Annotated in this window: 11 protein-coding genes; 7 read left to right on the forward strand and 4 right to left on the reverse strand. The window is 67.7% G+C overall.

What is annotated here, in order from left to right:
• Positions 1–291 carry a 30S ribosomal protein S6 gene (rpsF, locus tag AC5WS7_RS14945; RefSeq protein ID WP_040829173.1) on the reverse strand — a complete coding sequence of 97 codons (291 nt, stop codon included), beginning with the start codon at positions 289–291 and terminating at the stop codon, positions 1–3.
• A gap of 234 nt (positions 292–525) precedes the next feature.
• Here rpsF and AC5WS7_RS14950 point away from each other — a divergent pair, with 234 nt between their 5' ends.
• A complete protein-coding gene (locus AC5WS7_RS14950; protein ID WP_495955196.1) occupies positions 526–1908 on the forward strand; it encodes a hypothetical protein in 1383 nt (460 codons plus the stop codon).
• Positions 1909–1943: 35 nt separating this feature from the next.
• On the opposite strand, the gene AC5WS7_RS14955 is transcribed toward AC5WS7_RS14950, so the two are convergent.
• The 3 genes from AC5WS7_RS14955 to AC5WS7_RS14965 form a co-directional block, all read right to left on the reverse strand.
• A complete protein-coding gene (locus tag AC5WS7_RS14955) occupies positions 1944–3638 on the reverse strand; it encodes a glycosyltransferase family 87 protein (RefSeq protein ID WP_495955197.1) in 1695 nt (564 codons plus the stop codon).
• Positions 3639–3664: 26 nt separating this feature from the next.
• A complete protein-coding gene (locus AC5WS7_RS14960) occupies positions 3665–6427 on the reverse strand; it encodes a transglycosylase domain-containing protein (protein ID WP_495955054.1) in 2763 nt (920 codons plus the stop codon).
• A 91-nt stretch (positions 6428–6518) separates the two neighbouring features.
• A complete protein-coding gene (locus AC5WS7_RS14965) occupies positions 6519–6929 on the reverse strand; it encodes a DUF5318 domain-containing protein (protein ID WP_495955055.1) in 411 nt (136 codons plus the stop codon).
• Between the two features lie 272 nt (positions 6930–7201).
• Here AC5WS7_RS14965 and AC5WS7_RS14970 point away from each other — a divergent pair, with 272 nt between their 5' ends.
• The 6 genes from AC5WS7_RS14970 to AC5WS7_RS14995 all read left to right on the forward strand — a co-directional run bounded on the left by AC5WS7_RS14970 (position 7202) and on the right by AC5WS7_RS14995 (position 13627).
• Positions 7202–7759, forward strand: a complete 558-nt coding sequence (locus AC5WS7_RS14970; RefSeq protein ID WP_067676462.1) for a PadR family transcriptional regulator — start codon at positions 7202–7204, stop codon at positions 7757–7759.
• A complete protein-coding gene (locus AC5WS7_RS14975; RefSeq protein WP_495955056.1) occupies positions 7752–8867 on the forward strand; it encodes an inositol-3-phosphate synthase in 1116 nt (371 codons plus the stop codon). Before AC5WS7_RS14970 ends, AC5WS7_RS14975 begins: the two co-directional genes overlap by 8 nt.
• Positions 8868–9069: 202 nt before the next feature.
• Positions 9070–9366 carry a hypothetical protein gene (locus AC5WS7_RS14980; RefSeq protein ID WP_495955057.1) on the forward strand — a complete coding sequence of 99 codons (297 nt, stop codon included), beginning with the start codon at positions 9070–9072 and terminating at the stop codon, positions 9364–9366.
• 361 nt (positions 9367–9727) lie between these two features.
• Positions 9728–11263, forward strand: a complete 1536-nt coding sequence (locus tag AC5WS7_RS14985; RefSeq protein WP_495955058.1) for a serine/threonine-protein kinase — start codon at positions 9728–9730, stop codon at positions 11261–11263.
• A 64-nt stretch (positions 11264–11327) separates the two neighbouring features.
• A complete protein-coding gene (locus AC5WS7_RS14990; RefSeq protein WP_495955059.1) occupies positions 11328–12962 on the forward strand; it encodes an adenylate/guanylate cyclase domain-containing protein in 1635 nt (544 codons plus the stop codon).
• Complete coding sequence (locus AC5WS7_RS14995; protein WP_495955060.1) at positions 12959–13627, forward strand: Crp/Fnr family transcriptional regulator; 669 nt, start codon at positions 12959–12961, stop codon at positions 13625–13627. The genes AC5WS7_RS14990 and AC5WS7_RS14995 overlap by 4 nt, the downstream gene beginning before the upstream one ends.
• Positions 13628–13752 lie beyond the last annotated feature (125 nt).

The following is a 13752-nucleotide window of genomic DNA, read 5'->3' on the forward strand; positions in this document are numbered from 1 at the left end:
CTACTTCTTGTCGGCGCGCAGCACCTTGGTGCGCAGGACCGACTCGTTGAGTCCCAGCTGGCGGTCGAGCTCGCTCACGGTGGCAGGCTCGGCGGTCAGATCGACGACCGCGTAGATGCCTTCACTCTGCTTGGAGATTTCGTAGGCCAGCCGGCGGCGGCCCCAGATGTCGACCTTGTCGACCTTGCCGCCGTCGGACTTCACGACGTTCAGCATGGTGTCCAGGTTCGGACCGACGGTACGCTCATCCAGGCTCGGATCGAGGATGACCATCACTTCGTAATGACGCACGGGAACCCATCACCTCCTGTGGTCTTGGTGCGGCCACGGACGTTCCGTGGCAGGAGGGTCGTTGCGTCAGCAACCCGCCAAGGCTACATGAGCAGGTATTCGGTCGCGAAATCGATCTTCACGCTGAGCTGTCCGCGCGGAATTTGGGTACAGACACCTATCGTGGGTGTCATGTCGAATCGTCCGGAAACACGGGCGAACCTCCCGCGGCCGGGCCGGGCCGCCGCGGTGACGATGCTGTTGCTGTGCGCTGTGACGCTGCTGTTGGCCTATCTGAACAAGGCGCGATGCGCGGGGGCGCCCTTCGAATCGAACGGCCGCAGCGTGGCGTTCGATCACATCAAGGATGCGCGGGTCTGCTATTCCGATATCCAGTTCCTGTGGCTGGGCCGCGATATCAACGAACACGTATTTCCGTATCTCACCGGCGGAATCACCACCCACGGCGCGCTGACCGGCGGCGCGGTGGAATATCCGGTGCTGAGCGGACTGCTGATGTGGCTCGGCGCGGTGGGTGCGCACACCGACGCGGCCTTCCTGCTGCACTCGGCGCTGCTGCTGGCCCCCTTCGCATTGGCGACGGCGTGGATGCTGGGGCGGATGTCGGGAAAGGCGGCGCTGCTGTGGGCGGCCGGGCCGCCGCTGGTGCTGTACGCGTTCCACAACTGGGAGCTGCCGGTGGTGTGCACGGCGGTCGGCGCGGTGTACGTGGTCACCGCGTTGACCAGGTATTCGGTGCGGACCCGGGGTGTTCTCGCGGCGATTCTGCTGGGCATCGGCTTCTGCCTGAAGTTGTATCCCGGAATCTTCGTGCTGCCGTTGATGCTGCACGTCCTGGTCGGTGGCAGCGACGGTCTGGACGCGCTGCGCCATCGCAGCGCGCGACCGGTCGATTCCGGGCCGGACGAGAACGAGGGCGTACTGGCCCGGCTGACGCGGCGGTACGACGTGCGCGGCGCGGGCGCGGTGGCCGCGGCGGCGATCGGGACGGTGGTACTGATCAATCTGCCGTTCGTCCTGGCCGGATACCAGGGCTGGCGGGCGTCGTTCACCTTCCAGCAGTTGCGGCAGGCCGACATCACCACCAATTCGATCTGGTTCTGGGGACTGCGGCCGCTGTTCGGCGATGCGCCCGGCGCCGAGCGGTCTTTCCAGGACGTCGTGTCCGCGGCCTCGCCGATTCTGGTGGTGTGTTCGTTCGCGGTGGCGCTGTGGCTGGGCTGGCGGCGTTACCAGGCCAGCGGGCTGTTCCCGTGGGTCGGCGTGAGCGCCGCGATGCTGTGTGGATTCCTGCTGCTGCACAAGGTGCATTCGCCGCAGTACACGCTGTGGCTGATCCCGTTCCTGGTGCTGCTGGAGATCCCGTGGTCGGTGGTGATCGCGTATCTGCTGGCCGACGCGTCGCTCGGGATCGGGATCTTCCGCTACTTCTATGTGCTGAGCACGGGTTCCACCGCCGAGATGGAGAAGCATTTCGTGCTGTTCGGCGTGTGGGGCCGGGCCATGCTGCTGGTGTACCTGCTCTTCGCCTTCGTCTACGCACCGCTGCGCGGGCGTCGCGCGTCCGATTCCGCCGAGCCGCGTCCCAGCGACGAGCTGGTTCCGGTGTCGCCCTGAAAAGTTCGCCGCGCGCAACGGTTCCGGCGCGGGCGTCAGCGAACCGATGGTGCGGCGGCATACGCCGCGTGCGGCCGCAGGAAGGCGGGCAACCACGGAAGCAGCGGATCCGGTGCGCGGTCCAGGATTCCGCCGACCGGGTCATCGACCCCCTCGAGCCGCACCAGATCCTCGGCCGGGCGGTAGATCTGCCGAACGATCAGGGCGCACAACGCGATCACGGCGAGATCGCGCAGGAAGACCGTCCCGGTGAACCACTGCTCGGGTACGCCCTTGCGGTCCGTGCCCAGGTAGTAGTACATCCGGGGGAACCACACCAGCGCGTCGATCGTCATCCAGGTCAACAGGATTCGCCGATTCGGCAGTGCCAGCACCGCGAGCGGGACGAGCCACAGCGAATACTGCGGACTCCACACCTTGTTGGTGAGCAGGAACGCCGCGACCACCAGGAAGGCCAGCTGTGCCAGCCGGGGCCGGCGCGGCGCGGTGCAGGTGATGTAAGCGATTGCGGCACAGGCCAGTACGAACAGCAGCAGCGAGACCGTGTTCAGCGCCGAGGGCGTCTGCTCGGGGGCCAGCGTGCCGTCGAATCCCGTCCAGCCGGTGAACGAGGTGATCACGTTGTAGATCGAATCCGGATCGGCCTGCCGCTGGGTGTTGAGCCGGAAGAACTCCCACCAGCCGTTCGTGAACGGCACGGCGATGGGCAGATTCACCACGATCCAGCTGAGCGCGGCGGAGCCGACGGTGACACCCGCGGCGCGCAGCGGACTGATCCGGGCGCCCGCGAGGTATTCGGCCAACGCGTCGCGGAGGCCGGAATTCCTGCGGCGCAGCAACTCTCGTATGCCCGGGATGCGCTGGCGATCGGCGGTGCGCAGGCACAGCACCACGATCGGGCCGAGCAGCAGCAGCGGATACAGTTTCGCCGCACCGCCCAGGCCGAGCAGCACGCCCGCGAGGACCGGCCGGCGCCGCGCCCAGGCGAGCATTCCGGTGGCGGCGAATGCCGTTGCCAGCGCGTCGAAATTGGTGAACGCGTGCACCAGCACCAGCGGCGAGAGCGCCACCAGTGCGGCATCCCATACCCGCCGCCCGGCCAGTTGCGCCGACGCCCAGACCGTCACCAGCCAGGCCATCGCCAGACCGATCACAGCGACGTCGAAGTACACCACCACCGGCAGCGCACCGGGCAGCGGCAGCGAATCCCACACATTGGCCAGCTCCATCGAAATGTACTGGTAGAGACCGGAAAGCACGGGATATTCCATGTACCGGGTGTGCGGTTTGCCGTCCGAGCCGAATTCGGTCCAGCTCTTCTTGTACGGGAACGCGCCCTCGTCCAGGCGTTCGGCACCGTACAGCGGCACGGTGTCGGAGTAGCACATCGCCACGTACTGACGGCCGTTGTTCCAGTCCAGGGTCAGGCGGCCGTCGCCGGTGGTGGTCTGCTGGATGCACGCGGCCTTGCCGCCCCAGCTCAGCGCCAGCATGACCACCGCGAAGGCCAGCATGACCCGCAGCGGAGTCCAGAATCGGGACCGGCCGATGAGGGCGTGGTCGCCGACCGGTCCGCCGATCGCGGTGGACAGTTGCGAGGTCAGCGGATCGGTACGGCTGGGACGGTCACGCCAGGTCGCCGACCGGGGCTCGGCGTCCGGGGCCGGGGACGGGTATCGGTCTGGAGATGCCCGTATTTCCCCCCGGGGTCCCGGATGCGCCTTCGGCAATTGCTCCTCGAACACGCCGGCCGACGCTACCGGTTGCCCGGTGAGCTGTTCGAATTGCTATTGCCGTTGTTGCTCTCGCCGGGCACCGGTGTGCTGGGCCAGGTCCCGTCGGGCGCGACGGGCTGCCCGGACATCGGTCCCGAGTCGCTCGGCTGCTGTTGCTGCTGCTGCTGTTGCGGCTGACTCTGATTCTGGTGGATTCCCGGGATCGGGATGGTGACGCCCGGGAAGATCTCCACCTGCGACGGGGTGATCTCCACCGGCGGCGTGTACTGCTGAGTCGTCGAGGGCGGCGTGTACGGCGCGGAGTAGGACGGAACACCGGCCTGGCCGCCGATCGGATCCGGCTTCGGGAAATTCTCCTTCGGCGTGCCATCGAGCGCGCCGTCCATGGTGTCCTTCCAGATGTCCGAGGGCAGGGAGGAGCCGTACATGATTCCGCCGTTGGCCTTCTTCAGCGCCACGCCCTTCTCGGTACCGACCCACACCGCGGTCGAGAGCGAAGGGGTCAGGCCGATCATCCAGGCGTCGCGGTTCTGGCCGGTGTCACCGAGCTGGGTGGTACCGGTCTTGGACGCCGAGACGCGCCCGCCCGCCAGGTCGTGCTTGAACGAGGAGTGGGCGATGGGCTCCATCGCCGCGACCACGTTGTCGGCCACGGCCTTCGACACTCGCCGGTCGCCCGCGACCTGGCCGCGATCGAGCAGGACCTGACCATCGGCGGTGACGACCTTCTGCACGAAATGCGGCTTGTGGTAGACGCCCTCGGCGCCCAGCGTGGCGTACGCCGAGGCCATGTCGAGTGCGCGAACCTGGTACTGGCCCAGGATGATGCCGTCGTTGGGGCCCGAACCGTCCGGCTCGGTGAGGGTCTTGCCCACGCCCGGGATGGTGTCCGGGATGCCGAGTTTGTGCGCCATGGCGGCGATCTTCTCCGGGCCGTCGCCGCCCATGTCCAGCTCCATGCGGTAGAAGCTGGTGTTCAGCGAGCGCTTGAGCGCCTCGGCGATGGTGCAGACGCCACAGGTCTCACCCTCCGCGTTGGTGATCTTGATGCCGTGCACGTCCAGATCGGCACTGGAATACATGGTGGACAACGGTTTACCCAGCTCGAGGTTCTCGGCCAGGCCGAACACCTTGAACGTCGAACCGGTCATCAGGCCCGCGTTCGCGAAGTCGAAGCCCTGGCCGTTGTCGCCGCCGTAGTAGGCCTTGACGCCGCCGTCCTTCGGATCGACCGACACCACGGCCGTGCGGTCCTCGGGACGCTCACCCTTCATGTTCTTGGTCACCGAATCGACCGCTGCCTGTTGGGCTTTGGCATTGATGGTGGTCGTGATCTGCAGACCCTCGGTGTTGATCTGGGTGTCGCTGATCCCCGCCTCGGCAAGCTCGCTCATCACCTGGCGCTTGATCAGGCCGTTGGGGCCCGAATCGGGATCGTTCTTGTTGGTCGAGGTGGCCGCGCTCGAGGACAGCACGTTCGGGTACTTCATCGGCACGCGCTGCGCCTGGGGCAGATTGCCCATCGAGACCATGCCGTCCAGGACGTAGTTCCAACGCTGGACCGCACCCGCCTTGTTGTTCTCCGGGTCCAGGCCGTAGGGCTGGTTGATCGTCGCGGCCAGCATCGCGCCCTCTTCGACCGTGAGGTTCTGCACCTTCTTGCCGAAGTAGGCCTGCGCGGCCGCGTTGATTCCGAAGGTGCCGCGGCCGAACGGAATCGTGTTCAGGTACGCGGTGAGGATGTCGTCCTTGCTCCACTGCCGCGCCATCTTGGCCGAGATGACCAGCTCGTGCATCTTGCGGGTCAGCGAGTGCTGATTGCCGACCATGGCGTTCTTGACGTACTGCTGGGTGATGGTCGAACCACCGCCGGCGGTGGACTTGCCCATCAGGTTGTCGCGCACGGCGCGGGCGAAACCGGAGATGGAGAAGCCCGGGTTGGTGTAGAAGGACCGGTCCTCCGCGGCGATCACCGCGTTGCGCACGTGCGGCGGAATCTGATCGATCGTGACGTCGGTGCGGTTGCCTTGCGGCGGAACGATTTTGCCGATCGTCGTGGTGCCGTCGTCGGCGAGCATCGTGGCGACCTGATTGGTTTTGAGGTCGCCGGGCTGGGGTATGGAAACCGTCGAATAGGCGATCAGGAAGACCGCGCTGGGCACGACGATGCCCAGTGCCACCAGGACGTACAGCACGCGGCGGACGATCCGCCACGGTGATTTCCTCTTGCGGCCCTTGGGACCTCGTCCGCCGGGGCCGCCCGAGCCCGGGCCGTTGCGGCGCGGGGGCGGGCCCGGCGGCGGTGTGCCGCCGACGGTCCGGTTGGCGCCGGTGCGCGGCCGGGTGCTCTCGCCGGGGCGGGGACGAGTCGCGGTGCCGCCGCGTTGATTCCGGTTCGCCATCGCCTCGCCGAGGGTGCCGGGCGGAATCTTCTGGGTGGCGCCGGAGGAAGGGCCGGCGATCTTCTGCGTCGCGCCGCTGGCCGGGCCGGGCCGGGCTCCCGGTGCGGGCCGGCGTGGCGGCTGTCCGCCGGGACCGCGCGGGGCCTGTCCGCCCGGACCGCGGGGCGGCTGTCCGCCGGGACCCTGCGGTGCGCGCGCGTCGCCGGGCGGGCCGTTGCGTCGCGAGCCGGGACCGGGTGCCTGCCCGCCGGGACGGGCCGGTGGCAGTGGCCGTCCGCCCTGCGTCGGGTCCCCCGGACGCGGCGGGGGATATCCGCCGGGGCCGGATTGCGGTCCGCGGGTGCGGCCGCCGGACGGTCCATCGTCGTAGGGCGAAGTCACAGCTCGGATCTCCATAACTCGAAACGGTCCGGGTGGCGGTCGATCACAACCGCCGCTGGCCCGCCGAAGCGGGCCGCGGGCGCGATACACATCACTCGGCGGCGGTCCGACGGGTGCCGGTACGCCGACGCGTGGGCGCCGGTGCGTGCCCGAGCACATAGGACTGCACCAAATGGTTCCAGCTGCAACTGCGGCACACCTCGACCACGTGTACCGAGAACTCCTCGCGAGTCTCCGCCAGCCGGATCAGTTCCTCGGGCGTGCGGGCCGAGCCTGCGACCGGCCCGAGTCCGTCGCCGTAGACCCACGATACGAGAGTCAGCTGCTCTTTCCGGCAGATGGGGCAGGTGACATCACTGCCTCGTCCGTGGAACTTCGCCGCGCGCAGCAGATAGGGATTCGCATCGCAGACCTCGCTGACAGCCACGCGGCCCGCATAGACATCGGCCAGCAGCGACCGGCGCCGAAGCGCATAGTCCACTACCTGCCGCTGAATTCGCACGGCCTCCAGAGTAGCTGTGTCTGATTGCCCCCGCTCCGCTCCTGCCGGTTCACGACCCCTTCGAGGTTCGCCTCGTTCCGGGGTATTGGAACCGGGTGTGCGGGGGTATGCCGTCGGCCAGCGCTTTCGGTGCGGCCGGCGCGCGGCCCCGGAACTGCCGCGTCGCGATTCGATGTGTCGTGCCGACGTGTCGGCTACTATATCGGCGCGATATAGTTGGTCATTGCATCCACAGGTGCGGTCCGCATACGACAGTCAGGAGGTGAGGCCCGGTGCTCGAACTCGCGATTCTCGGGCTGCTCCTGGAAGCGCCCATGCACGGCTACGAGCTGCGCAAACGGCTCACCGGGTTGCTCGGGCCGTTCCGGGCGTTCTCCTACGGGTCGCTCTACCCGACGCTGCGGCGTATGCAGGCCGACGGGTTGATCGCCGAGGAGTCTCCGGCCGGTGCGGTGACCAGGCGGGCGCGGCGGGTCTACCAGCTGACCGAGCCCGGCCGGGAGCGGTTCAGCGAGCTGCTCGCCGATACCGGTCCGCAGAACTACACCGATGACGGGTTCGGCGTTCACCTGGCCTTTTTCGGCCGCACTCCCGCCGAGGCGCGGATGCGGATCCTGGAAGGCCGGCGCCGGCAGGTGGAAGAGCGCCGGGAGGGGCTGCGGGAGGCGATCAAGCGGGCCAGCGGGACCCTGGATCGCTACACCCGCCAGCTGCACCAGCTCGGCCTCGAATCAAGCGAGCGCGAAGTGCGCTGGCTCAACGAATTGATCGCCGCGGAGCAATCGATGAAGGCGGCACCACAGAAAGAGGGAAATACCGGCCATGAGTGATGTCAACACGGCTGCACAAGCGACCGGTGCGAGCGCCGGGTCCGAGATTCGCGTGGCCATCGTGGGTGTGGGCAACTGCGCCTCTTCGCTGGTCCAGGGCGTGCAGTACTACCAGGACGCGGACGAGACCGCGACCGTGCCCGGTCTGATGCACGTCAAGTTCGGCCCGTACCACGTCCGCGATGTGAAGTTCGTCGCCGCGTTCGACGTGGACGCCAAGAAGGTCGGCTTCGACCTGTCCGACGCGATCTTCGCCAGCGAGAACAACACCATCAAGATCTCCGACGTGCCGCCGACCGGGGTCTCGGTGCAGCGCGGCCCGACGCTGGACGGCATCGGCAAGTACTACGCCGAGACCATCGAGCTGTCCGAGGCCGAGCCGGTGAACGTCGTGCAGGCGCTGAAGGACGCGCAGGTCGACGTTCTCGTTTCCTACCTTCCGGTCGGTTCGGAAGAGGCCGACAAGTTCTATGCGCAATGTGCCATCGACGCCAATGTCGCATTCGTGAACGCGCTGCCGGTTTTCATCGCCTCGGATCCGGAATGGGCGCAGAAGTTCGCCGACGCCGGCGTCCCGATCGTCGGTGACGACATCAAGTCTCAGGTCGGCGCGACCATCACCCACCGCGTGATGGCCAAGCTGTTCGAGGACCGCGGCGTCCAGCTGGACCGCACCATGCAGCTCAACGTCGGCGGCAACATGGACTTCAAGAACATGCTCGAGCGCGAGCGTCTGGAGTCCAAGAAGATCTCCAAGACCCAGGCCGTCACCAGCAACCTGAAGAAGGAGCTGGGCGCCAACGACGTGCACATCGGCCCGTCGGACCACGTCGGCTGGCTGGATGACCGCAAGTGGGCGTACGTGCGCCTCGAGGGCCGCGCCTTCGGTGACGTGCCGCTGAACCTGGAGTACAAGCTCGAGGTGTGGGATTCGCCGAACTCGGCGGGGATCATCATCGATGCCGTGCGCGCGGCCAAGATCGCCAAGGACCGCGGCATCGGCGGACCGGTCATCCCGGCCTCGGCGTACTTGATGAAGTCCCCGCCGAAGCAGCTGGCCGACGATATCGCCCGCGCTCAGCTCGAGGCGTTCATCATCAACGCCTGAGCGGGATCGACGCCTGCTCGGACTCGAAAGTCGATGCGCCCCCGGATTGCCGGGGGCGCATCGTTTTTTTCACGATCCGCGTTTCCGCGTTGTGTATCCAGGTTTACACACCGAGCGTCGTCGCGCTGGCAGTACATTCGCTCGCCGCTCGGCAAGATGGTCATCACCTTGCCAATCAGAGCGAAACAACTTGGAGCACAACATGATCAGCAAGATCCGTCGCATCGCCACCGTCGCCGCGGCCACCGCCGCCATCGCCGGCGCGGGAGCCGGAATCGGTTCCGCCGCACCGATTGTCGCCGAGCCGGTGCACGCCACGGTCGTCCAGCCCGCGCACACCTGGTGGGGTGAGTCGTACTGCGGCTGGAACGACAACTTCAACTGGCACTACTACAACTTCTGCGACCGCTACGTGTGGCACGGCAGCCACCACCACGACTGGGAGAGCTACCGCGATCACCACCGCGGTTTCGACTTCGACTGGTTCCGCGGCCGCTGATCGCGAGCCGTCGCCCGGATGGCGGGCGCCCCGGCCGCGGCGCCGGGGCGCCCGCCTAGGAGCGGTCCGGAATCCAAGCGGCTCAGCAACTTCGAACCCGGATCGACATGCTGCGCCAATCCGCCACGGGATGACCATCGGCAAATCGCGGACCGGAGGCGAGGGCCGGGCGACCGGTGACAGGGCCGCGTGGAGCGGTAACGGGTGTGAGTACTGTGACGTGTGTTATCGCGAGTCCGGGGGTACTCGTAAGAGGATCAGCCGGGGGCGGCCGGGAAACGGTCCGGCCTGTCCCGTCCGGCTGTAGGACAAGGCCCGCTACCGCGTCATCGCGGCGGGTGCTGCGAGGCGGAGGGTAACGGTGATCGAGCTCGACCCCGGCGAGTCGTTCGCCGGTTACATCATCGACCGCAAACTCGGTGCGGGCGGCTGGGGCATCGTCTATCTGGCGCAGGATCCCCGGTTGCCCAGGGCGGTCGCCCTGAAACTGCTCGATCCGGCCAAGGCCGATCCGGAGGCTCGGCAGCGGTTCGAACGGGAGGGCGATTTCACCGCCGGCTTGGACCATCCCAATATCGTGACCATTTTCGACCGGGGCGTCACCGACGATATCCACTGGATCGCAATGCAATTCGTGCACGGTACCGATGCCGGCACGCTCGCCGAGGTCGAATTCGACCGCGCGTTGCGAATCGGTGCGCAGATCGCGGATGCCCTCGACTACGCGCATCGGGCCGGCGTGCTGCACCGGGACGTGAAACCGTCGAACTTCCTGCTCGCCGTGCCCGAGCCCGGCGGCACGGAACGTGCGCTGCTGACCGATTTCGGCATCGCCCGGTTGCGTGAGGTGACCACCGGTCTGACCAGAACCGGCTCGGTGACCGGGACCGCGGCCTACGTTTCGCCGGAACAGGTTTCCGGCGATCCGGTCGATCACCGGTCCGACCAGTATTCCCTGGCCTGCAGCCTGTTCGTGCTGCTGACCGGCCGGCCGCCGTTCCCGGTGACCAACGCGATCGCGCTGATGCACGCGCACGTCTACACCCCGCCGCTGTTGCCGGGCGAGCTGATGCCGCAGTTCGCCGCGCTGGATCCGGTTTTCGCCAAGGCCCTGGCCAAGGATCCGGCCGACCGTTTCTCCAGTTGCGCCGAATTCATCGCCGAGGTGCGCCGGATCCGGCCCGCGAGCAGCGATACCACGGCGATCTCCAAACCGGTGGAAACGCCCGGCCCCCAACGTGATTCGCGATTCGGCGGGATCTCCGCGCGCATGGCGCTGCCGGGAGCCGCCGCCGTGGCGGTCGTGCTCGCCGTGGTCCTCTACCTGGCCATGGGCACCGATCTGTTCGGTGGTTCGCGTACCACCGACGTCGCCACCGCGGTTTCACCCGGCAGCGCAACGGGATGGGATGCCAGGCATGCCCCTGCGGCACAGGCGTTTCCGGAACTCATCGGCGGCTTGAACGCCAACACCGGATGGCGCGGGGCGACCTGTCGGCAGAACGATCCGGGTTCCACCGAGGATCCGGCCGATCACGACTACGCGCGCATCTCCTGTCCCATCCCGATGGGGGACCAGGGCGAGAACCCGCTCGTGGTCGACATCATGGACCGCACCGGGTCGGCGCACGCGAAACTCGGTCTCGATCAACTGGTCTCGAAATTCTTCAACGAATGCGAACCGCGGCCGCAGCATCTGCCCCACCCGAGGCAGGCGCAGGCTCCGCTGGTCGTTACCTGCACCGGGACCGATTACGGCCGCGACACCACCCATCCGCCGGTGTGGACGTTCTTCCCCGATCCGGCCTACACCCGGTTCGTGATCGTGATGAGCTGGAAGGACCACACCATCGATCAGCTGCTCGACCAGTGGCGGCAGCTTCCGTTGGGCGGATAGCTCGGCAGCAGCGCCGGTATCCGGGCGGGATGCCGCGGCGTCGATCGGTGAGTAGGTTCGACGAGTGTTCAAAGTGAGAGCCCTCACCTGGGTGACGGCGGTGTCGCTGCCCGCGCTGGGGCTTTGGTTGCTCGTCGCCGATCCGATGCTCGACGCCCACTACGAACACCATGTGCAGCATTTCTGGCTGGTGCTGGCCGCGGCGGTACTGGCAACGGGGTTGGGCACCATCCTGTTTCGCGCCGCCCGCGCTCGTCGTGACGTCCGGTTGATCCTGGTCTCGCTGACGTTCCAGTTCTCCGCAGGGTTCCTCGCGCTGCACGCGATCGCCACGCCCGGGGTCATCCTGAACTCGCCCAATGCCGGTTTCGTGTACGCGGTGCCGATCGGGCTGACCCTCGGCGGGATCGCCGCACTGGCCTCGGCCGTCGAATACGGGCCGGAGGCGGTCGCGCGGCTGAATCGCTCGTCCTGGTTGCTTTCCGCATTGCCGGCACTGAGTTTCGTTGTCTGGTCGGCGCTTTCGCTGACCCGGCTGCCTCCCTTGAACGGAACGCCCAGTCCCACCGAATCTTCCGGCCCGCTGGTGGGCATCGCGGTCGTCGGCGCGCTGTGCTATCTGGGCGCGGCGATCGCGTACGCGTGGCGGTTCGTCCGTGGGCGCGCACTGCTGCTGCTCACCATCTGCACCACCTTCGTCCTGTTGATCGAGGCGCTGCTCGCGGTCGGGTTCGGGCGCAGCTGGCGGACCTCGTGGTGGGAATGGCATGTGCTGATGGTGGTGGCGTTCGCGCTGATCGCGGTCAGCACACATCTGCAGTTCCGCCGGGAGGGTTCGGCGCTGGGCCTGTTCGACAGCGTGACGTTGCGGCAGACCATGGCCTCGCTCGAACGCGACTACGCGCGAGCGCTCACCGAGATGGTCGGCATTCTGCGGGAGCGGGCCGCGAGCGGAGTGCCCGCGCAGGCGCCGTTGGGGCCGGTCGGGGTGCAGCTCTCGCGCCGGTTCGGGCTCACCGAACGGCAATTCGCGCTCTTGGCGCAGAACGCGCGGCTGTACGGGCAGCTGGACGAGCTGTTCCGGTCCTACATGTCTCCGGCGGTGGCGACCGAACTGCTCGCCGATCCCGCGCAGGCCGATCTCGGTGGCCGGATCGCGGAGGTCAGTGTGCTCATGGCGGACCTGTCCGGATTCACCCCGTTCGCGGAGAACACCGATCCCGCGGCGGTGGTGCAGATGCTGAACACCTATTACGGTGCGATCGTGCCGGTCATCCTGGGCGAGGGCGGGACGGTGGTGCAGTTCGTCGGCGACGCGGTGATGGCGGTGTTCAACGCGCCCATCCCGCAGCCCGATCACGCGTTGCGCGCCGCGCGCGCCGGACTGGGGTTGCAGTACGTCGTCGGGCGGATCGCCGCGGGACGTCCGGACTGGCCGCGTTTCCGGGTCGGGGTCAACTCCGGGCCCGCACTCGTGGGCAATGTCGGTGCCGAGCAGATGCGCAACTACACCGCGATCGGTGACACCACCAATCTCGCGGCGCGGCTGGAGGGGGTGGCCGAACCCGGCACGGTGGTGATCGGCTCCGCGACGTATGCGCAGCTCGGTTCCCGGGCCGTGGTGCGGACGCTGGGCGGGATCACCGTCAAGGGGCGGCGCGAGCCGGTCACCTGCTACGTCCTGGAGGGTCTGCGATGACGACCGAATTCGCGCTGCTGCGCGGTCTGACCGAGGGCGAGCGACGTCAGCTGCTCGCCTCGTGCACGCCCCGACGGTTCAAACGCCGCGAAATCCTGTGTCACGAGGGCGATCCCGGCGACACTCTGCATCTGGTCAAGAGCGGGCTGCTGCTGATCCGGGTGGCCACCCCGCTCGGCTATACCGCCACGCTGTCGGTGATCGGCCCCGGCGACGCATTCGGCGAACTGGCCCTGCTGAGCCCCGAGGCGAAACGCACCGCCACCGTGGAGGCCGCCGAGAACGCGGAAACGCTCAGCCTCAGCCGCGCCCAGCTGACCGCGTTGCGCGCGACGTATCCGGGAGTCGAGCGCATGCTCACCGACACCCTGGTCGAGCAGGTCCGCCGCCTGTCCGGAATGGTGCTCGAGGCCCTGTACCTGCCGGTCGAGGCCCGGGTGGTCCGGCGGCTGGTCAACCTCGCCCGCATCTACGGCGGCCCGGCCCCGATCGCCGAAATCCGGCTCACCCAGGACGATCTGGCGTCGATGGCCGGAACCACCCGTGTCACCGCCAACAAGATCCTGCGCGAACTCGAGGACCGCGGCATCGTCGAACTGCGCCGCGGCCGGATCGTCGTCACCGACCGCCGCGCCCTGGTAGCCGCCGCGAACGCCCATCATTGAGACCACCGCCTCGCGGGTTACAGGGCCTCTGAACGCCTGGCCGGCCGCCCACCCCGAAGACAGGCCACGAACAACCCAGGTTCCGCCCGCCCCGAATAACGCCCACCCCCAAGGCCGGGGCCCGC

This window comes from Nocardia sp. PLKS1-43 (assembly GCF_059510335.1).